Annotated in this window: 18 protein-coding genes; 10 read left to right on the forward strand and 8 right to left on the reverse strand. The window is 61.7% G+C overall.

Translation table 11 applies throughout. The annotated features are described in order from the left end of the window. Window positions 1–196: 196 nt before the first annotated feature. Complete coding sequence (locus Q1A06_RS16050) at window positions 197–1,057, reverse strand: VOC family protein (RefSeq protein ID WP_299565925.1); 861 nt, start codon at window positions 1,055–1,057, stop codon at window positions 197–199. Window positions 1,058–1,279: 222 nt separating this feature from the next. Here Q1A06_RS16050 and Q1A06_RS16055 point away from each other — a divergent pair, with 222 nt between their 5' ends. From Q1A06_RS16055 to Q1A06_RS16090, 8 genes are all read left to right on the forward strand, one after another. Then, on the forward strand, window positions 1,280–2,869 hold the full coding sequence (locus Q1A06_RS16055) for an ABC transporter substrate-binding protein (protein ID WP_299565929.1): 1,590 nt from the start codon (window positions 1,280–1,282) through the stop codon (window positions 2,867–2,869). 111 nt (window positions 2,870–2,980) lie between these two features. Continuing rightward, window positions 2,981–3,970, forward strand: a complete 990-nt coding sequence (locus Q1A06_RS16060; protein ID WP_299565932.1) for an ABC transporter permease — start codon at window positions 2,981–2,983, stop codon at window positions 3,968–3,970. Next, complete coding sequence (locus Q1A06_RS16065; protein ID WP_299565935.1) at window positions 3,967–4,842, forward strand: ABC transporter permease; 876 nt, start codon at window positions 3,967–3,969, stop codon at window positions 4,840–4,842. Before Q1A06_RS16060 ends, Q1A06_RS16065 begins: the two co-directional genes overlap by 4 nt. Continuing rightward, window positions 4,839–6,476 carry an ABC transporter ATP-binding protein gene (locus Q1A06_RS16070; RefSeq protein WP_299565937.1) on the forward strand — a complete coding sequence of 546 codons (1,638 nt, stop codon included), beginning with the start codon at window positions 4,839–4,841 and terminating at the stop codon, window positions 6,474–6,476. The genes Q1A06_RS16065 and Q1A06_RS16070 overlap by 4 nt, the downstream gene beginning before the upstream one ends. Further along, window positions 6,473–7,774, forward strand: coding sequence for an FAD-binding oxidoreductase (locus Q1A06_RS16075; RefSeq protein ID WP_299565940.1), 1,302 nt, complete (start codon window positions 6,473–6,475; stop codon window positions 7,772–7,774). The genes Q1A06_RS16070 and Q1A06_RS16075 overlap by 4 nt, the downstream gene beginning before the upstream one ends. An 11-nt stretch (window positions 7,775–7,785) precedes the next feature. Beyond that, on the forward strand, window positions 7,786–8,304 hold the full coding sequence (locus tag Q1A06_RS16080) for an L-2-amino-thiazoline-4-carboxylic acid hydrolase (RefSeq protein WP_299565943.1): 519 nt from the start codon (window positions 7,786–7,788) through the stop codon (window positions 8,302–8,304). 2 nt (window positions 8,305–8,306) lie between these two features. Beyond that, entirely contained in the window at window positions 8,307–9,476 is a 1,170-nt protein-coding gene (locus Q1A06_RS16085; RefSeq protein WP_299565946.1) for a M20 aminoacylase family protein, read from the forward strand. Then, window positions 9,422–10,126: an HAD-IA family hydrolase gene (locus Q1A06_RS16090; protein ID WP_366523537.1), complete on the forward strand. Its 705-nt coding sequence runs from the start codon at window positions 9,422–9,424 to the stop codon at window positions 10,124–10,126. The genes Q1A06_RS16085 and Q1A06_RS16090 overlap by 55 nt, the downstream gene beginning before the upstream one ends. On the opposite strand, the gene Q1A06_RS16095 is transcribed toward Q1A06_RS16090, so the two are convergent. From Q1A06_RS16095 to Q1A06_RS16115, 5 genes are all read right to left on the reverse strand, one after another. Next, the gene (locus Q1A06_RS16095) at window positions 10,123–10,434 is read right to left on the reverse strand and encodes an antibiotic biosynthesis monooxygenase (protein WP_299565949.1); all 312 of its coding nucleotides are present in this window, start codon (window positions 10,432–10,434) and stop codon (window positions 10,123–10,125) included. The two genes, Q1A06_RS16090 and Q1A06_RS16095, sit on opposite strands and share 4 nt — an antisense overlap. A 127-nt stretch (window positions 10,435–10,561) precedes the next feature. Continuing rightward, window positions 10,562–11,590 (reverse strand): Fe(3+) ABC transporter substrate-binding protein, encoded by a 1,029-nt coding sequence (locus Q1A06_RS16100; protein ID WP_299565952.1) that lies wholly within the window; start codon window positions 11,588–11,590, stop codon window positions 10,562–10,564. A gap of 306 nt (window positions 11,591–11,896) precedes the next feature. After that, window positions 11,897–12,745 carry a MaoC family dehydratase N-terminal domain-containing protein gene (locus Q1A06_RS16105; protein WP_299565955.1) on the reverse strand — a complete coding sequence of 283 codons (849 nt, stop codon included), beginning with the start codon at window positions 12,743–12,745 and terminating at the stop codon, window positions 11,897–11,899. A gap of 621 nt (window positions 12,746–13,366) precedes the next feature. Continuing rightward, window positions 13,367–14,131 carry an amino acid ABC transporter permease gene (locus tag Q1A06_RS16110; protein ID WP_299565958.1) on the reverse strand — a complete coding sequence of 255 codons (765 nt, stop codon included), beginning with the start codon at window positions 14,129–14,131 and terminating at the stop codon, window positions 13,367–13,369. 10 nt (window positions 14,132–14,141) lie between these two features. Continuing rightward, window positions 14,142–14,900: an amino acid ABC transporter ATP-binding protein gene (locus tag Q1A06_RS16115; protein ID WP_299565961.1), complete on the reverse strand. Its 759-nt coding sequence runs from the start codon at window positions 14,898–14,900 to the stop codon at window positions 14,142–14,144. Between the two features lie 190 nt (window positions 14,901–15,090). On the opposite strand from Q1A06_RS16115, the gene Q1A06_RS16120 reads away from it, so the two are divergent. Both Q1A06_RS16120 and Q1A06_RS16125 read left to right on the forward strand, forming a co-directional pair. Then, window positions 15,091–15,801 (forward strand): transporter substrate-binding domain-containing protein, encoded by a 711-nt coding sequence (locus tag Q1A06_RS16120; protein WP_299566087.1) that lies wholly within the window; start codon window positions 15,091–15,093, stop codon window positions 15,799–15,801. A gap of 86 nt (window positions 15,802–15,887) precedes the next feature. Continuing rightward, a complete protein-coding gene (locus tag Q1A06_RS16125) occupies window positions 15,888–17,264 on the forward strand; it encodes an MATE family efflux transporter (protein ID WP_299565964.1) in 1,377 nt (458 codons plus the stop codon). 50 nt (window positions 17,265–17,314) lie between these two features. Here Q1A06_RS16125 and Q1A06_RS16130 read toward each other — a convergent pair whose 3' ends face one another. Both Q1A06_RS16130 and Q1A06_RS16135 read right to left on the reverse strand, forming a co-directional pair. Further along, complete coding sequence (locus Q1A06_RS16130; RefSeq protein WP_299565968.1) at window positions 17,315–18,622, reverse strand: TRAP transporter large permease; 1,308 nt, start codon at window positions 18,620–18,622, stop codon at window positions 17,315–17,317. Further along, complete coding sequence (locus Q1A06_RS16135; protein ID WP_299565971.1) at window positions 18,619–19,167, reverse strand: TRAP transporter small permease; 549 nt, start codon at window positions 19,165–19,167, stop codon at window positions 18,619–18,621. Before Q1A06_RS16135 ends, Q1A06_RS16130 begins: the two co-directional genes overlap by 4 nt. Between the last annotated feature and the right edge of the window lie 44 nt (window positions 19,168–19,211).

Raw genomic sequence — 19,211 nt, forward strand, 5'->3', positions numbered from 1 at the left:
TGTCCTGCCCCTGACCGGTTTCATCGCGAGGCTGCTACCGCACCATTTCTGCCCGAATGAGGCGGATCGGTGTCGAAATCGGGCATGTACCATGCCGAAGGGCGGGCATAGGCACCTGCGGGCAACCCGGCAAAGGCCTTTGAGGCAGAGAGAGCCAAATGCGTCAGATTTTAGACAACCGCCTTCTCAAGCGATGTCAGGCCGGGACGAATTCCAGCACCGTACCGCTGGTATGCTCCGGCGCGATGGCGATGCCGGTGCTTGTCGGGACGGGGGTAATTCCCGCAGCACGGGCACAGGCGGTTGCCGCGTCCATGTCGGTCGTCTTGAGCCGCAGCGCCGTGAAAGCGCCCTGGGCGGTGCGCGACAGATCTATGCCTGGATAGCTTTGCGCCATTTGCGCAGGAGTCATCAGGATCAGCGGCGCCGACCCTTCGCCGGTGTCGATACGGGTGCCTTGCGCACCGGCATCGACACTTCCCCGTGCCCATAGCCGCGCGAAGCGGGGGGCGTCCCGTTCGGGGTCGGCGCTGAGCGCGAGGATCGCCGAGAGACCGCAGGCGCCATTTTCATGGGTCAGCAGTTCGGACAGCCAGACCGTCTCAGGGGTGCGGTGTTCACACATGAAGACGATACCCTCGGGCACCTCGTCGGGGGCGTATGACAGGGTGGCAAAGGCGGCGCGACCGGTGCTGCCGTCAGGCAGCGGCACGGGACGTTCGAAGCTGTTGAGCCCGTACGTCTCGATCCCCAGATCGGCCAGTGCCTGCGCCGCCGCTTCGGCATTGCGGATCCGGCAGGCGATCGCGTGAAGGCCCTCGCCGCTGCGCGCCAGCATCTCGCGCCGTGGCGCATTCAGCGGAGTTGCCTTGATCACGCCCAAAAGCTCGAAATAGTCGTCGGGAAACATGATCGTGTAGTTGGCAGATCCCTTTGCTTCGGAATGCACCCCCTTGGGGGAAAGGGTAAACCCGAGATCCTTGAACTGCGCGGCGGCGTGGTCGAGGTCATTCACGAGGGCGAAGCAATGGTCGATTCCAAGGGTGGGATGTGTCATTGGCGTCTCCTGTTGGTATCTGCGACAAATTTGGGCACCTGGCGGGTCGAGGCAAAGCCGTGGAAACAGGTGCATTCCGGTGTCCATGCGAAGCCTTTGCAACATGGGGTTGAAGGGCGGCATGCGCGCGGCTTGTACGCCGAAAGATTGCCCCATATGCTCTGGCTGATGCTACTTTCGATCAAGCAGTCAATATTTGCAATCCACCAGGGGGACTGAACAATGAAGACGGGGCTGAAGAAGATGAGCCTGGCGCTGGCCGGTGTCGCGGCGATGGGCGCGGGTGCAGCGGTTGAAGCGCAAGAGGTCAAAAAGGGCGGTACCGCAATCATCCACATGATTTCGGAGCAGCGTACGTTGAACCCGGCCTTGCGTGCCTCCACCGGCGTTTACAATATTTCGGGCAAGATCGTGGAGCCGCTGATCGACCGCAGCTACGAGGGCTACGAGCCGGTACTGGCGACCGAATGGTCCACCTCCGAAGACGGGTTGGCGATCACCATCAAGCTGCGCGAAGGCGTGAACTGGCACGACGGCGAGGCGTTCGCTTGCGACGACGTTGCCTTTACTGCGATGGAGATGTGGAAACCGCTGCTCAACTATTCTTCGGCGCTTCAATCGAACCTCGAAAGCGTCGATTGCACGGATGATCATACGGCCGTGTTCAACTATTCCAAACCGATGCCGCTGGCATTGTTCGTCGCCGCGATGCCCGATCTGGGCCACCCGATGCCCAAGCATCTGTATGAAGGCACCGACATCCTCAACAACCCGTACAACACTGCACCTGTCGGCACCGGACCGTTCAAGTTCGTCGAGTACGAGCGCGGCCAGTATGTGATGGCGGTCAAGAACGAGGACTATTGGCGCGAGGGGTTCCCGTACCTCGACCGGATCGTCTGGCGCTTTATCAAGGATAAATCCGCCGCCGCCGCCGCGTTGGAAGCGGGCGAGGTTCACGAGAGCGGATTCATCGGCGTGTCGATGGCGGATGTGGAGCGTCTGTCGCGCGACGACCGCTTTGACGTGGGCACGAAAGGCTATGAGAACAACGTCGCCCACTCGACCGTTGAGTTCAATCACCGCAATCCGATCCTTGCCGATGTGAAGGTGCGCCAGGCGATGGCTCACGGGCTTAACATCGACTACGCGATCGAGACGATCATGCGCGGGTTTGCGGAGCCGGGCCGGGGGCCCGTGCCGAAGGCGGGCGGGATGAACTATACCGACGACGTGCGGATGTATGAATACGACGTCGAAAAGGCGAAGGCGATGCTGGACGAGGCGGGATACCCCGCAGGCGACGATGGCATCCGGTTCAAGCTGCGCCACCGGCCCGCGCCCTGGGGCGAGTATACCCAGCTTTGGGGTGAGTATTTCGCACAGGCGATGAAGGAGATCGGCATCGACGTGGAGATCCTGACCAACGACGCGCCCGGTTTTCTCAACGGCGTGTACCGCGACCATGATTTCGATACGGCGAACGGCTGGCATCAGTTCCGGTCCGACCCGGCGGTATCCACGATGGTCTGGTTGCGTTCGGGTCAACCCGAGGGCACGCCCTGGACCAACCAGTTCGGCTGGGTCAACGAGGAAATCGACCAGATGATCGACGATGCGGCGTCAGAGCTGGACCCGGACAAGCGCGCGGCGATGTATCACGAGATCCAGCGGAAAAATCAGGAGATCCTGCCGGTGATGTTCGCGATCGAGCACCCGTTCATTTCGGTAACCAACAAAAAGTTGATGAACCACCACAACACGCCGCGCTGGAACTCCTCTAGCTGGTATGATCTGTGGCTCGACGAGTGATCTGATCCGTGACAGTGCGGTCCCGATCCGGGGCTGCCTTTTCCGTACCGGCCTAAAACTATCTGGAGGGTGCGTCCCGAGGCGGGGTGGCCCGAAAATGAAAGCTGCCTGATGCGTTTGCCGTTGCCGCCCATTGTGATCTATGCCCTGCGCCGCTTGTTGCAGGCGGTGCCGGTGATCATCCTGATCATGATCGGGACGTTTCTGCTGCTCAAGCTGGCACCCGGTGACACGGTCGATGCGCTGGTGGGGGATATGGGCGGTGCCGATGCTGATTTCATCGCGCGGCTGCGGCAGGAATACGGGCTGGATCAGCCTGTCTACGTACAGCTTTGGGTCTATATGACCAAGCTGGCAACGTTCGATTTCGGCTGGTCGTTCGTCTATGAACAACCCGTCGCCACAGTCCTGTGGGACCGGTTGGGCACCACGCTTTTGCTGATGGCCACATCGCTGAGCCTCGCGTTCACCATCGGCATCGCACTGGGCGCCATTGCCGCGCGACGTGCCTATTCTCTGACCGACAATGTGATCTCGACGCTCGGCCTTGTTTTTTATGCTACACCTTCGTTCTTCTTGTCGCTGATGATGATGCTTCTGTTCTCGGTCAAGCTGGGCTGGCTGCCCGTTGGCGGGATCAAGACGATCGCGGGTTTCTACACCGGTTGGGATCATGTCGTTGACGTGGCGCGGCATCTGGTGATGCCGACGGCGGCGTTGTCGCTGATCTATCTCAGCTTCTATTTGCGCCTGATGCGCGCCAGCGTGATGGAGGTGGCGGACCTTGATTATGTGCGCACCGCGCGGGCCAAGGGCGCATCGGAAAGCCGGCTGATGATCCACCACATCATGCGCAACGCGCTGCTGCCGGTGATCACGCTGCTGGGCCTGCAATTCTCGACCGTTCTTGGCGGGTCCGTCGTGGTCGAGACGATATTTACCCTGCCGGGACTGGGGTCGCTCGCTTATCAGTCGGTGGTGCAACGCGACATGAACACGTTGATGGGGATCATCTTTCTATGCTCGATCATCGTGGTGGTGGTGAACTTTCTCACGGACCTTCTGTATGCCCGTCTCGACAGCCGGATTGAACTGACATGAGCCTGACCGATACCGAACTCGCAGCACCGGAGCCGTCGCGTCCTGTCGTTTTCTGGCGCCGCTACCGCCGCAACCGCGCGGCGCTGTTGGGGCTGGCAATCTTTACGGTTGTTGTGTTGATGGCGCTGACGGCGGGGATCGTGGCGCCGGGCGATCCTTTGTCGCGTGCGGGTGCGCCGTTGACGTCGCCCTTCGTCGATATGTCGGTGCCGTTGGGCACCGACCAGTTGGGCCGCGATATTCTGGCGGGTATCTTCTATGGCGCGCGGATTTCGCTGCTTGTCGGCGTTGTCGCCACCTTGGTCGCCATAGCTATCGGCGTGGTGATCGGGGCGTTGTCGGGGTATTTCGGCGGTTGGGTCGATGATGTGCTGATGCGCGTGACCGAGGCGTTCCAGACGATCCCGAACTTTGTGCTGCTGCTCACGCTGGTGGCTATTCTGGGGTCCAAGATCGAATGGATTACGCTCGCCATCGGTATTGTCAGCTGGACCGCTCCCGCGCGGATGGTGCGCGCCGAATTCATGTCGCTGCGGAATCGCGAATTCGTCGATGCGGCGCGCAATCTGGGAGTGTCGAACACGGCGTTGATCTTCAAGGAGATCCTGCCCAACGCATTGCCGCCGATCATCGTCTATGCCTCCGTGATCATGGCGTTGTCGATCCTTCTGGAAAGCGCGCTGGCGTTTTTGGGGCTGGGCGATCCGAACTATGCCAGCTGGGGCAACATGATCGGGCAAGGCCGCGCTGTGCTGCGCGAGGATTGGTACTGCGCTGCAATTCCGGGCGTTGCCATCGTGCTGACGGTGCTGTCGTTCTCGCTGGTGGGCGAAGGGATGAACGATGCCCTCAACCCGAGGCAGAAGCAATGAGCGGCAAGACTGTCCTTGAGATCGAGGGGCTGAAGGTTGCGCTGCCCAAGGGGGCGGACCGGCCTCTGGCGCTCGACGGGCTGAGCCTGTCGGTGAAGGCGGGTGAGGTGGTGTGTCTGGTAGGCGAAAGCGGGTCGGGCAAATCGCTGACAGCGGGGGCGGTGATGCGCCTGCTGCCCGAGCCGCATGTGCACGTGTCGGGGGGCAGCATCCGCTTTGGTGACACCGACATCCTTGCGCAGACCGAAACGCAGATGAAGGCGATCCGCGGCAAGGAAATCTCGATGATTTTCCAGGAGCCGATGACCGCGCTGAACCCGCAGAAAACGGTGGGCTGGCAGCTCGACGAGATGCTGCGGCTGCACATGAAGAAGTCGGACCGCAAGGCGCGTCGCGCGCATGCAATCGAGATGCTGCACCGCACGCATATCCCCGATCCCGAGGGCGCCTATAACGCTTATCCGCACCAGATTTCCGGCGGCCAGCGCCAGCGCGTGATGATCGCGATGGCGCTTGCGTTGTCTCCGCGCCTGATCATCGCGGACGAGCCGACGACCGCGCTGGATGTGACGACGCAATTGCAGATACTCAAGCTGATCCGTGATCTGCAGGAGGAGGAAGGCGCGGGCGTTCTGTTCATCACCCATGATTTCGGGGTGGTGGCCGAGATCGCGGACCATGTCGTTGTGCTGCGCCAGGGAGAGATGGTTGAGAGCGGTCCCGCAAAGCAGGTGCTCAACGCGCCGCAGCACCCCTATACCAAAGCCCTGATCGCGTCCGTGCCGGACCTCAAACCGCCGATGCCCAAGGTGGGCAAGGACGCGCCGGTTGTGCTGACCGGCGCGCATCTGATGAAGACGTTCAAGGCGCGCGGCGGGTTCCTGACCGGCAAGCGCAAGGCAGTCGTGGCGGTCAAGGACCTGTCGTTCGAATTGCGCCGGGGCGAGACGCTGGGCGTGGTGGGCGAAAGCGGGTCGGGCAAAACCACGGTGTCGCGCATCGTGACGCGCCTGCTGGAAGCGGATTCAGGCTCCGTGCAGGTAGGCGACACCGATCTGCTGTCATGCAGTCCATCGGAGTTGCGCAGTATGCGCAAGCATATCCAGATGGTGTTTCAGGATCCGATGGCCTCGCTCAATCCGCGCAAGCGGGTGGTGGACCTGATCGCGCAAGGGCCGATCGTGCACGGGGAGACGCGCGAAAAGGCCCGCGCCCGCGCGCGTGATCTGCTGGAACTGGTGGAGCTGTCGCCCGCCGCCGCCAACCGGTTTCCGCATGAGTTTTCAGGCGGGCAGCGTCAGCGCATCGGCATTGCCCGCGCGTTGGCGCTTGAGCCGAAGGTGATCGTCGCGGACGAGCCCGTGTCGGCGCTTGATGTGTCGGTGCAGGCGCAGGTGCTCAAGCTGCTGGCCGATCTGCGCGCGCGGATGTCGCTGTCGCTGCTGTTCGTAACGCACGATCTGCGCGTTGCCGCGCAACTGTGTGACCGGATCATCGTGATGCAGCGCGGGGAGATCGTGGAAAGCGGTTTGACCTCCGAGGTATTCGCCAATCCGCAACACGAATACACCCGGACTCTGATGACCTCGATTCCCGGGCGCGACTGGACGCCGCCAAAGGATGTGACCCTATGAGCAAGGTCAAGCACGAGCCGTCGATCTGGGCTGCGACAGCACCCTACCGCGCGCCGCGCCCGGCCTTGACCGGCGCGGCAGAGACGGATGTGGCAGTCATCGGCGGCGGGTTCACTGGCCTGTCGGCAGCGTTGGAGGCCGCACGGCGGGGCCATGCGGTGACGCTGCTCGAAGGCGAAGCGGTCGGTTGGGGCGCGTCGGGGCGCAACAACGGGCAAGTCATCCCGATCCTCACCAGTGCGGAGCCGGACGCTTGGGTCGCGCGCTATGGTGATGCGGGGCAGCGGATGGTGAATCTGATCGGGAATTCCGCCGATACCCTGTTCGGCCTCGCGCGCGAATTTGGCATGGACGCAGAGGCCGAGCAGGCGGGCTGGATGCAGCCCGCCCATTCTCCCGGCCGCGTGCGGCTGATAGAAAAGCGGGTGGAGGCATGGCAGCGGTATGGCTTCCCTGCCGAAATGAAAACGCGGGAGGAGACGGCAGACCTGTTGGGGTCGGACTTCTGGCACGGGGCGATGTACAACCCCACTGGCGGGCACATCAATCCGCTGGCCTTTGCGCGCGGTCTTGCGAAGGCGGCCGAGGGGCTGGGCGCGGTGATCCACGAGAACGCGACCGTCACAAGCTATGCCCGAGAGGGCACGGAGTGGGTGATCAACACAGGGCAGGGTACGCTCAAGGCACGCGCGCTGATCCTCGCTACCAACGCTTACACCGGTGAATTGGCCCCGTCGCTGGCGCCGCGCCTCGCGCGCTCGCTGATTCCTGTGCTGAGCTGGCAGATGGCGACGGAGCCTGTGGGCGACAATCTGCGGGCGCGGATCCTGCCGGGGCGGCAGGCGGTTTCGGACACGCGCGGCGATCTGCGCTTTTTCCGCTATGACGCGCGCAACCGTCTGATCACCGGCGGGGCCGTTATGGGCAACCGCGACGTGGCCAACCGGGTGCGCCGCAAGGCTGCGAAGAACATGGCGCAGGCCTTTCCCGAATTGGGCGTGCCGGAGATGACGCACGTCTGGTCGGGCTATGTCGGCATGAACTGGGATCGGTTTCCACGGGTTCACAAAATCGGGCCGGACGCCTATGCGTGGATGGCCTGCAACGGGCGCGGCGTGGCGCTTGGCACGGCGCTGGGCCGCGATCTGGCGCGCGCCGTTACCGGCGTGAACGAGAACGAACTGGCGCTGCCGCTGACCGAGCCGGAGCCATTTCCCGTGCAGGGTCTGTTGCGTAGGGTTGCACCGACCTATCTGGCCTGGCTCAAGCGGCAGGACAACGTCGAGCCGAAACTTTGAAGGAGACAGAGATGACCGAAACCGCAAACGTCGAATTCGCCGAAGTGGACCTGCACAATATCCCGATCCTCTTGCGCCGCAAGATCGAGGCGATGCTGCTGGCGCATGTGCTTGAGGTCGTCACGGAACGCTCGGACCGCGAAGAAGCAGAGGCCGTGATCGGGGAGGCGTGCTCGCGTTCTGCCATCGAGCAGGGCAAGGCGTTGCGCGAAAAGAACATCGAGGAAAAGGGCCGGGTGCCGAATTTCCATGATTTCGAGGACATCATGCCGCAATGGCGCGCCAGCGGTGCCCTGGAGATCGAGCCGATTGCGACCACCGACGAGCGGATGGATTTCAACATGACTCGCTGCAAATATGCCGAGATGTACCAGGAGATGGGGCTGGGTGATATCGGGCATCTGTTGTCGTGCAACCGCGATGGGGATTTCTGTGTAGGCTACAACCCCGACATGGAGCTGACCCGTACCCAGACGATCATGAAGGGCGCACCCTATTGCGACTTTCGCTACCGCATGAAGGAGAAATAGAGATGGCCGTTGAAAACTGGGTCGCCAAGGAAATTGACGCGCTGACGGAGTTTCGCCGCGATCTGCATCGCAATCCCGAACTGCTTTATGACGTGACGCGCACCGCCGCAAGCGTGGCCGAAAAACTCCGCAGCTATGGCTGTGACGAGGTGGTCGAAGGCATCGGGCGCACCGGGGTCGTGGGCGTGATCGTGGGGCAGAGCAACACTTCGGGCCGTACCATCGGTCTGCGGGCGGATATGGATGCGCTGCCCATCGAGGAAGAAACGCAGGCCGACTGGGCCAGCACCGTGCCTGGCAAGATGCACGCCTGCGGGCACGACGGGCACACCACCATGCTGTTGGGCGCGGCCAAGCAACTGGCCGAAAGCCGCGCCTTTGACGGGCGCGTTCTGGTGATTTTCCAACCCGCCGAAGAGGGCGGCGCGGGAGCGCAGGCGATGATCGAGGACGGCATGTTCACCCGCTGGCCCTGTGACGAGGTGTACGGGATGCACAACCGGCCCAATCTTCCGGTGGGGGAGTTCACCATCAGTGAGGGACCGATCATGGGGTCGGTGGACGAGATCCGCATCACTGTCGAAGGGCGCGGCGGTCACGCGGCGATGCCGCACACCACCGTTGACCCGATGCCGATCACCGCGGCACTCATTCAGTCGGTGCAGGGGATGACGGCGCGCACGCTCGACCCGATGGACAACGCCGTGGTGTCGATCTGCACCATCGAGGCTGGCAACGCGTTCAACGTGGTGCCACAGAAGGTGGCGATGACCGGCACCGTGCGCACCCTGCGCGAAGAGGTCCGCACCCACATCGAAGAGCGCCTGCGCGCGCTGGTCGAAAGCATCTGTGCGGCGCATGGGGCGATAGGCCATCTGGAGTATATCCGCATGTATCCCGTCACCATCAACGGTGCCGAAGGCACCCGGCGTGCCGCGCGCGCGGCGCAGGAGGTCGCGGGCGAGGACCGTGTGCATCTCGACATGCCCGCAAGCCTTGGCGGCGAGGATTTTTCGTTTATGCTCAACGCGGTGCAGGGTGCGATGATCAACGTCGGAAACGGGCCATCGGCGGGGCTTCACCATCCGCAGTACGATTTCAACGATGACGTTATCGCGTGGGGTTGTTCGTACTGGACGACATTGGTGCGGCAGCGCCTGCCGCTGGCCTGATGGCGCGCATCGTCTTCGATCTGGACGGCACGCTGATCGACAGCGCGCCGGACATCTGCGCGATCGCGAACGGGGTTTTGGCACCGCACGGTGCCCGGATCACTTTGGCGCAGACACATGCGTTCATCGGCCATGGCGTGGATACGTTCGTGGCGCAGATGCGTGCGGCGACTGGCCTTTCGGGTGCGCTGCATGAGGAAATGGTCGCGGCGTTCAAGCGCGGATATCTCACGTCATTCACGCGGACCGAGATCTACGATGGTGTCGTTCCCGTGTTGGGTGCGCTGGCGCAGGCGGGGCACCGGTTGGGGATTTGCACCAACAAACCGCTGGCGCCGTGCCATGCGGTATTGGATCATCTGGATCTGCGGCGTCATTTCGGACAGATCACTGGCGGTGACAGCCTGCCCGTGAACAAACCCGATCCTGCCCCGCTGGATGCCACGTTCGCCGGACTGGGCGACGGGGCGCGATTGTATGTCGGGGACAGCGAGGTGGACGCGCAGACCGCGCAGCGCGCGGGCGTTCCGTTTCTCCTGTTCACCCGAGGCTATCGCAAAAAGCCGATCGCGCAGGTCCCGTACGACCGCAGCTTTGACGATTTCGCCATGCTGCCGGCACTGGTCGCGGACTTGCTCGGCGCGCGTTAGGAAATCTGCTGGATTGCCGTGAAGCCTTCGAAGACCGGCGTTCCCTCGTGCAGCTTCGCCGTGCCCTTTGCGCCCTTGTGCGACGCACGGAAGGCGTCGCTCTTCGTCCAGTTGAGGAAGGCATCCTCCGATGCCCAGACGGTATGGGACGCATAGAGAATGGTGCCGTCAACCTCGGGACCTTTGAGCATATGGAACTCGACGAACCCGTCCAGATCCTTGAGACGGCTTTCGCGGCCCAGCCAAAGCGTCTCGAACGCGGGTGCGTTTTCGATTGTGACGGTAAAGCGGTTCATGGCGAGATACATACGCAGTCTCCTTCGATCAGTGTTCCTTGCACCATAGGGCAGAGACCGGCCCGCGACCACACCGGCAAGAGACGAAAACACCGGCCACTGGGGCCGGTGTCATCATATGCAATGTACGCAGCGCGGGTTATTTCCAGCCGACGTCGTTGAAGATCCGCTGTGCGGCGGGCAGGTTTTCGGCAACGGAGGACAGGTTCACGTCGTCCGCCTTGAATTCACCCAGCTTTGCGACAGTTTCGCTCAGCGGGACGCCTTCCACAGTCGGAAATTCGTCATTCCCGTTCGAGAAATACTGCTGCGCCTGATCCGAGGAAAGATATTCGAGAAAGGCGACCGCATTCTCGCGGTTCGGCGCGTTCGCGGCCACACCGCCCCCGGACAGGTTCATGTGGGCGCCCTCGGCCTCTTGGGCGGGAAAGATCCAGCCGATGCGGTCGATCTCTTCGGAGAGGCCGGTCACATCGGTGCGCAGCGCGCGGGCGAAATAATAGGAGTTCGCGATGGAGATTTCACATTCGCCCGAAATCAATGCGCGCAACTGATCGGTATCGCCGCCCTGCGGATCACGGGCGAAATTGTCGACCATGCCTTGTGCCCACGCACGCGCAGCCTCTTCCCCATGATTTTCGATGACGGAGGCCAGCAAGGTTTGCGAATAGGTGTTGGACGACGAGCGGTGGCACACCATCCCTTTGTACTCCGGATCGGCGAGTGAGAGGTAATCCATCGGGGGATCCTGCACATCGGCCTTGTCGTAGAAGATGATCCGCGCGCGCTGGGAGAAACCGAACCACTGGTTGTCGTCGTCCTGAAGGTTGGCGGGAATGCGCTGTTCCAGAACGTCGCTGTCGATGGATTGCAGGACGCCCGAGTCCTTGGCCCGTGTGAGTCGCGACGTATCGACGGTCAACAGAACATCTGCGGGAGAGTTCGCGCCTTCGGCCTGCATCCGCGCAATCAGTTCATCTGCCTTGCCTTCGATGCGGTTGATCGTGATGCCGGTGGCATCCGTGAAATCGGAATAGAGGCGCTCATCGGTATCGTAGTGCCTTGAGGAATAGAGGTTCACTTCTCCGTCGGCAAAAGCGGCGGCAGTGCCGGCGGCAAGGGTCGCGCCCGCGAGGGCCAGCGAGGTGAAGGTGGAGGTAAATGCCATGTGTTATTCCCTTCGGCTGATAGTTGATTAATTTAGTCAATTATCAGATTCGAGGCGGATTGCAATATAGTTGATAATTTATGTCGGAATAATTCCGCCGCCTTGGAACCGGGCATACGGTGCCGCCGCTTTTGCTTGGACGCGCGATCCCGCTATGGTGGCTAGAACGGCGTGCCGTTCATTTCCGCCCCCTTGGTGCAGGGATCGCTGTGCCCAAGTCAGACAGGCCGGGATCGCGCGGGGTGCCATGGATCAGGATCAAGCTGCGGCACACCGCAGCGGGCGGTGTTTCGCCGGACAGTACGCTCAGAACGTGGCGACCGCCTGCATGGCGAGCTGCCCACCCGGCGTCGCAGCGGCAAGTGTTATGGTATCGCCGTTGCGCCGTGCGTGGAGCGTGAAGGGGGCGGTGTCGAACAGGGGGCTGTGCGCGCGGAACGTGAAGCTGCGCGGGGCCGCGCCGTCGCTGGTGCGCTGGGCGAGATCGACCAGAAGGGTCGCCAGCAAGGGACCGTGCACCACCAGCCCTGCGTGCCCTTCGACGTCACGCGCATACGCGCGGTCATAGTGGATGCGGTGCCCGTTGAAGGTGAGCGCGGAGTAGCGGAAGAGCAAGACTTCGGACGGGGTGATACGCTCGGTCACGTCCCAGTCAGTGTCGACAGGCCCTGTGGGCACCGGTGTCTCGCCCTGCGCAGGATCTTCACGGTAGACGATGTCATGCTCTTCCCAGAACGCTGCAGTGCCGTCCACGTCAAACGCGTGGTGGACCGTCACGAAGCACAGCGCGCCGCTGCGCCCTTGCTTGAGCGTGACATCCTTTATCGTCGATGTCCTTGTGGCAATGTCGCCGATGCGCAGAGGCGTCGCAAAGCCGAACCTGCTGCCCGCCCACATCCGGCGGGGCAGCGCAACGGGCGGCAGAAAGCCCCCGCGCGCAGGGTGTCCGTCGCGGCCAAGGTTGCCGATACGGGCCGTCTGGAGAAAATAGAGCCAATGCCATAGCGGCGGCAGCGCGTCGCCTTGCGCAAGCACCGGGTCGCGGTCCAGCGTCATTTCCATCCTGCTGGTCGGGCCAAGAGCCACGGTGTCGCGGTGGGTTTCGCGGCGGCCGATCCATTCGCGCAGGATGGACCTGTCTTGCGTGGGCTGCATGTGGATCTCCTCTGGCGCGGTTTGAAGGGCACAGTTGAGCGGCAGATGCGGCGGGTCAAGCCGTCGCACGCAGGAATTCGTCGTCCTCGATGTGAAAAGGTCTCTCTACCGCAGGGATGCCGAGACGCGCGATGACGCACGGAGCCTATGACCATATTTCACCAGACCGATCCGATCGACGCTGTCATCACCTGAGTAGACGGCGCACCCCCCGTACACCGCGCGAACAGGGCCCGGTTCATTGCGCAAACCGCTGTGCCGTTGCTTGAGAATGCGCGCACCTCGCACCGCTGGGCGTCGCGTGACAAGATCTATTTTTGTTTGCAGTCGTTCCACAACAACGCGTCCTGGGTGCGCAGGATCTGGATACTCGTGGATACGGATGCGCCTGATCTTTCGCGTCTTGCGCCGATGCTGCGGGCGAGGGTCGAAATTGTCTACCACCGAGCGGGCTATCGGTGGGTTCGGCTGAACTGCCGTCGCTGCTTCGGGATGCGTCGAATTCGGGAAAGATGCCATAGTCTGCATATCCGATCACGATGATTTCGGCCTGAACCTTGGCGATGCAGACCATCTAATCACGCCGAAAGCCGGTCCGGTTTGCATCTTTTATCGCCCGTTTCAGCGGCTCTCGTCTGCGTCCATCCTGCGTTCCAGCCAGCGCACGCAAAAGCTGATGATCAGCACGAGCACAAGGTATTCCAGGATCAGCAGCGTGTAAATTTCAAGCGGGCGGTATTCCGTCACCACAAGTTCGTTGGCGCGACGGGTGAGTTCCTGCATCCCGATGACGGAGGCGAAGGCGGACATCTTGACGATATAGATGAACTGGTTCGCCAAGGGGGGCAGGATGCGCCGGATCGCCTGCGGCAGGATCACATAGCGCATGGTTTGGGTGTAGGTCAGGCCGATGGTTTTCGCAGCCTCCGTTTGCCCCTTGGCGATGGACTGGATACCGGAGCGGTAAATCTCTGCCGTGAAGGCGGAATCCGAGATCGCGAGTGTGATGATCGCGCCCCAGAAGGCGTCGATGCTGACCGAGATGCCGATGGATTTCAAAACCACGGGCAGACCGTAGAATACCCAGAACAGCATCGGCAGCAGTGGGATGGCACGGATGAATTCGATGTAGACGCGGCTGGGCAGCCGCAGCCAGCGGTTCGACGACATTCCCGGCAGTGCCACCAGCAGACCAATCACCATCGACAGCACGGCGGCGATGACCGACAACAGGATCGTAGCCCCGAAACCGTCGAGCAGGAAGGTGATATTCGACCAGCCGTTCGGCGTTGTCGGGTCGATCACGTACCAGCCCCAGTTACCGGCCGCACCGCAGCCCGGCAGCATGACGAGCGCCCCGAGCGCTACGAGCGTTGAACGTTTCATGCGGTGCCCTTCAATGCTTGAGGATCTGCCGGAGGAACGTCCTGCACCGCGCCGTCTGCGGACGTTCGAAGAAATCCTCCGGCGTGCCGGTCTCGATGATCCGGCCCCGGTCCATGAATACCATTCTGTCTGCGGCGCGTCGGGCAAAGCCCATCTCGTGGGTGACCACGATCATCGTCATGCCGCTGTCGGCGAGATCGACGATCACGTCGAGCACCTCAGATATCATTTCGGGGTCGAGCGCCGAGGTCGGTTCGTCGAACAGCATGATTTTGGGCTCCATGCACAGGGAGCGTGCAATTGCGACGCGCTGTTGCTGACCTCCCGACAGGGCTGCGGGCCTTTTGTGCGCCTGTTCGGGGATCCGCACTTTCTCGAGGTACTTCATCGCGCGCGCCTCGGCGTCCTTGCGCGACAGGCCGCGCGCTTTCATCGGGCCAAGGGTGAGGTTCTGCAGGATGCTCAGATGGGGAAACAGATTGAACTGCTGAAATACCATACCGACCTCGGACCTGATCGCATCGACGGAAGAAGCATCCTGCATCAGGGTGCCGTCCACGACGATGCGTCCACCGTCGTGCGTCTCGAGCGAGTTGATACAGCGGATCAAGGTCGATTTGCCCGACCCCGACGGGCCGCACACGACGATCCGCTCGCCGTGGGCCACCGTCAGGTCGATATCGCAAAGGGCATGGTAGGTATCGTACCATTTGTTCAGACCCGAAACCTCGATGGCATTTGCCGCGCGGGGGCGTGGTGTGTCGGACATGACCCCTCCCTTTTGACATGTATTGCACCGGCGGCAGTTGCTCTGCGCTATCCGGGCATTAGGTTCGAGTTCAAGACAGCCTGGTCGCCTGTGCGACCCCTATCGAATCCGCGAAGGAATATACATGAATTTGCTGAAAAAATTTGGCCTCGCCGTGGGCCTTGCCACTTCTTTGCTGGCACCCCCTGTGATGGCACAATCCGCGCTGAACGATGTTCTGTCTTCCGGGACGCTGAAAGTCGGCACGACGGGCGACTGGAACCCGATGTCGGTGCGCGATCCTGCAACGAATTCCTACGTGGGCTATGACATCGACATCATGACGCAGCTTGCGACCGATATGGGGGTCGCGCTCGAGATGGTGCCGACGGATTGGAAAACGCTGGTGAACGGCGTTGTATCGGGCAATTACCACATGACCGGATCCGCCTCGATCAGCCCCGCGCGGCTGAAAGCGGCCGGATACTCGCACAGCTACATCGCGGTCGAGATGTTTCCATTCACCACCGAAGACAAGTCGAGCAATTTCAGCGGATGGGACAGCATCAACAGGCCAGAGGTGAAGGTCGCCACCACGTTGGGCACTTCGTTCGAGAAGATGGTCAAGGAATGGTTCCCCGAAGCGGAGATCATCGTAGTCGAAGCGCCCGCGCGCGGGTTTCAGGAAGTTCTGTCGGGCCGTGCGGATGTTTTCGTGACATCCAACATCGAAGGGTCGACCCTGTTGCAGAAGTTCCCGAACGTGCGCCAGATCGAAGTGTCGCAGGCCCGTGCGCCTACGCCCATCGCAATGCTGCTGCCGCAGACAGATCAGGTCTGGATCAACTACATCAACAGCTGGATCGAGTTGAAGAAAACCGAAGGCTTCTTCGAGGAAGTCGCCTATAAATGGGGTCTGTAACGACAGATCAATAGAAACAGGAGAGGGCGCCTTGACCATGGGGGCGCCCTTTTTATGCGTTGAATTCCCCCCACGAAAGCACTGCGATGATCGACGAAGACCTCACCCGCGGACCGGTCCCCGGCCATTTTCGCCGTCTGGCGCTGCCCGCTGCCGTGGGCATGTTGTTCAGCACGCTCTATAATGTCGTCGATACGTTCTATGCGGGGTTCTTTGGCACTCAGGCACAGGCGGGGCTGGCCGTGGGGTTTCAGGCGTTTTTCATCCTCGTCGCCATCGGTTTCGGAACCGGCGCTGCGTTGAGCGCGCTGGTGGGCAACGCCAAGGGCCGCAGGGATGTGGCCGATGCGCGGTTCCTCGCGGCGCAGGGCATCGGGTTTGCGGTGCTGGGCACGCTTGCAATGATCGGCGTGGCGCTGCTGACGGGGCCGTCTTTGATTGCGCTGGTGTCGGAGCCGGGCGGTTACCGCGAGGCGGGACTCGCCTATTTCACTTGGCTGATCCTCGCGCTGCCCGCGTTCATCATAGGCTACGGCGGTAACGGGATCTTGCAGGCACGCGGCGATACCCGGTCGATGCAGCGTGCGCTGACGGTGGCGTTCTTCGTTAATGTCGGTCTTAATCCGTTGTTGATGTACGGTATTCCAGGAGTCGTACCCGGCATGGGCTTCAACGGCATCGCGCTTGCGACAGTGATCAGCCAGTCCGGAGTCGCGATCTTTATCCTCAGCCGTATTTTCGGACGCGCCGTCATGGCCGACCTGCGGCTGCACGAGTTCATTCCGTCGCCCGCAAAATACTATGAAATTGGCGCGCAGGCGTTTCCGTCCGCGTTTGCGCTTCTGGTGACTTTTTCCAGTGCCTTCATCGTGCAGTACGCTTTGAAAGAATATGGCGCGGCGGCACTTGCGGCCTATGGCATCACCATGCGCATCGAGCAGTTGTTCCTGCTGCCGGCGCTGGGCGTCGCCATCGCGCTGGTCCCCATCGCAGCGCAGAATTTCGGTGCCGGAGAGTACGACCGCGTGCGCGCTGCGTTCCACCGCTGCTGGATCATGGGTGTCATGGGCACGACCTGCGCGTTTCCGTTTCTGTGGTTCGGCGGTGGTCTGGCGGCGTCGCTTTTCTCGGACGATCCGGAAGTCATCAGAATATGTGCCCTGTTCCTCAAGGTAGAGGCGGTTATTCTGCCGGTTTACGTCGTGCTTTTCTCGATCAATTCCCTGCTGCAGGCACTAAAGAAAGCGCATTTGACCATGTGGATCGGGATCTATCGCCAGTGGATCGGCATCGCCGCGTTCATCTGGCTGTTCACGCAAGTAGTCGACTGGGGGCTGACGGGCGTCCGCATCGGGATCGCAGCCGGCGTCGGGACCGGAATGCTGGTGTCTCTTGTCATCGTTGCCCGCGTCGCAGGGGCGCGTATCGGCGGCCTTGGTCAGTCTGTCGTGCAGACGACTTAGCGGCGCGCCCGACCGTTAAAGCCGCGCGCGCCGTCAGAGTGCAGAGCGCGTCAACCAGCCCATTCGGGCAGGAAAAGCACGATCTGCGGGAAGGCAACGAGCCCCGCGATGATGACCAGATCGATGATTACGAACCAGAACACCCCGCGGAAGATGCTCGATAGTGATGCGATGTTGCCGACGACGCCCTTGATGACGAACACGTTCATCCCCATGGGCGGCGTTATCATCCCGATCTCCAGCAGTTTGACCAGAACGACACCGAACCACAGCAGGCTATAGCCCGTCTCGTCCACCAGCGGCAGAACGATCGGCAGGGTCAAGAGCATCGCGCCTACCGGTTCCAGCATCATGCCGAGCAGCAGATAGACAACGACAATGCCGAAGATGATCAGGATAGGCGAGGCACCGAACGACAGGATCGCGTCCGACATCGCGTCACCGATGCCCGAGAGCGCCAGAAAGCGGGTCAGCAGGCTGGCCCCGACTGCGATGATCAGAAGGGCCGCGGTAGTGGTCAGCGTTTCCGTGACGGCCATGCGCAGCGCCTTGAACGTCAGCGTGCGGTAGATCAGGGCCACCAAGGTGGACAGGAACGCGCCGATGGCACCTGCTTCGGTGGGGGTGAAGGCGCCGCCGAAAAGACCCGCAAAGACACCGATCACGATCAGCAGAACCGGCCATGTCTGGCCCAGCGCACGGATCTTCTCGGCCGCTGTTGCCTTGCTTTCGACCGGAGGGGCCAGCTTGGGGTTCAGCCAGACGCGCACCATGATCAACACGATATAGGCCAAAAGCGTGATCACCCCGACGACGAGGCCACCGAGGAAAAGCTGGCTGACCGACTGGCGCGCGATGATGCCGTAAAGGATCATCAGGATCGAGGGTGGAATGAGCGCGCCGATGGTGCCCGCAGCGGCGACCGTCCCGGTGGCAAGCTCACCGCTGTATTTGTGGCGCATCATTTCTGGGACCGCAATCTTGCCCATGGCGGCCGAGCACGCGACCGACGATCCGGTGACGGCGGCAAACCCCGCACAGCCGAATACGGACGCGATGGCAAGCCCGCCCGGAAGGCCCGACAGCCAGATCTGTGCCGCGCTGAACAGCCCTTGGGTAAGCCGTGTGTGATAGCAGATGAACCCCATGAACAGGAATGCCGGGATCGAACTGAGCACCCATGAATTTGCGAAATTGTAGGGTACGATGCCCAGGCTGCCCCAGGCGATGTTCCAGTTGAACATCGACCACAACCCGCCGAACGAGACCGCGATCAGCGCGACGCCGATCGGGATCCGCATCAGGATCAGAAAGAAGAGAATGCCGACAAAGATGGCGGCGATCTGGAGTTCGGTCATATCACTTCCTCGTCGGACAGATAGGGATCTTCGATGGTGAGGCTGCTCAGACCCGTTTCCCGGCCGGTGACCATGCCGTAGATTTTCCACAGCGCCACAAGTGCCATCAGGCCAAAGCCGAGAGGCAGCACGAAGTAGGTGGGCCAGGTGATGATCTTGCCGCCAGCCTCGATCGAGTAGGAGCCGGTGGCGTATTTCGCCATCGCTTCCTGCCCGGTGCGGACCGCAACGGTTGCGGTAACGATGAACGTGATCAGTGACGCGAAAACCGCGATCACCGACTGCACCTTGGTGGGGAACCGTTCGACCAGCAGTTCAACAGCGATATGGCTGTCCTTTTCCTCGACCGCCGCGAGCGGCAGGAAGGCGATGGCGACCATGTAGAATGCCGAAACATACAGGATCGTCGCGTTCAGCGGCGTCTCGAATACGAACCGCATCGCGACGTCGATTGTGACATGGCAAACCAGCAGCACCACCATGATGCCCGCGACCGAGGAAAGGCCGGTGATCAGCCATGAAATAGCCTTGCCGATAGCTTTCATGGGTCAATTCCAGATTGTTGGGGAAGGGAAAACGGGCGCCCGAA

Origin of the sequence: uncultured Sulfitobacter sp., assembly GCF_947497275.1 — a bacterium.
GTDB lineage: Bacteria > Pseudomonadota > Alphaproteobacteria > Rhodobacterales > Rhodobacteraceae > Sulfitobacter.

Coding starts and splice junctions, on each gene's coding strand:
- Q1A06_RS16050 (WP_299565925.1), bottom strand. CDS start 1,057: ATGACACATCCCACCCTTGGAATCGACCATTGCTTCGCCCTCGTGAAT.
- Q1A06_RS16055 (WP_299565929.1), top strand. CDS start 1,280: ATGAAGACGGGGCTGAAGAAGATGAGCCTGGCGCTGGCCGGTGTCGCG.
- Q1A06_RS16060 (WP_299565932.1), top strand. CDS start 2,981: ATGCGTTTGCCGTTGCCGCCCATTGTGATCTATGCCCTGCGCCGCTTG.
- Q1A06_RS16065 (WP_299565935.1), top strand. CDS start 3,967: ATGAGCCTGACCGATACCGAACTCGCAGCACCGGAGCCGTCGCGTCCT.
- Q1A06_RS16070 (WP_299565937.1), top strand. CDS start 4,839: ATGAGCGGCAAGACTGTCCTTGAGATCGAGGGGCTGAAGGTTGCGCTG.
- Q1A06_RS16075 (WP_299565940.1), top strand. CDS start 6,473: ATGAGCAAGGTCAAGCACGAGCCGTCGATCTGGGCTGCGACAGCACCC.
- Q1A06_RS16080 (WP_299565943.1), top strand. CDS start 7,786: ATGACCGAAACCGCAAACGTCGAATTCGCCGAAGTGGACCTGCACAAT.
- Q1A06_RS16085 (WP_299565946.1), top strand. CDS start 8,307: ATGGCCGTTGAAAACTGGGTCGCCAAGGAAATTGACGCGCTGACGGAG.
- Q1A06_RS16095 (WP_299565949.1), bottom strand. CDS start 10,434: ATGTATCTCGCCATGAACCGCTTTACCGTCACAATCGAAAACGCACCC.
- Q1A06_RS16100 (WP_299565952.1), bottom strand. CDS start 11,590: ATGGCATTTACCTCCACCTTCACCTCGCTGGCCCTCGCGGGCGCGACC.
- Q1A06_RS16105 (WP_299565955.1), bottom strand. CDS start 12,745: ATGCAGCCCACGCAAGACAGGTCCATCCTGCGCGAATGGATCGGCCGC.
- Q1A06_RS16110 (WP_299565958.1), bottom strand. CDS start 14,131: ATGAAACGTTCAACGCTCGTAGCGCTCGGGGCGCTCGTCATGCTGCCG.
- Q1A06_RS16115 (WP_299565961.1), bottom strand. CDS start 14,900: ATGTCCGACACACCACGCCCCCGCGCGGCAAATGCCATCGAGGTTTCG.
- Q1A06_RS16120 (WP_299566087.1), top strand. CDS start 15,091: ATGGCACAATCCGCGCTGAACGATGTTCTGTCTTCCGGGACGCTGAAA.
- Q1A06_RS16125 (WP_299565964.1), top strand. CDS start 15,888: ATGATCGACGAAGACCTCACCCGCGGACCGGTCCCCGGCCATTTTCGC.
- Q1A06_RS16130 (WP_299565968.1), bottom strand. CDS start 18,622: ATGACCGAACTCCAGATCGCCGCCATCTTTGTCGGCATTCTCTTCTTT.
- Q1A06_RS16135 (WP_299565971.1), bottom strand. CDS start 19,167: ATGAAAGCTATCGGCAAGGCTATTTCATGGCTGATCACCGGCCTTTCC.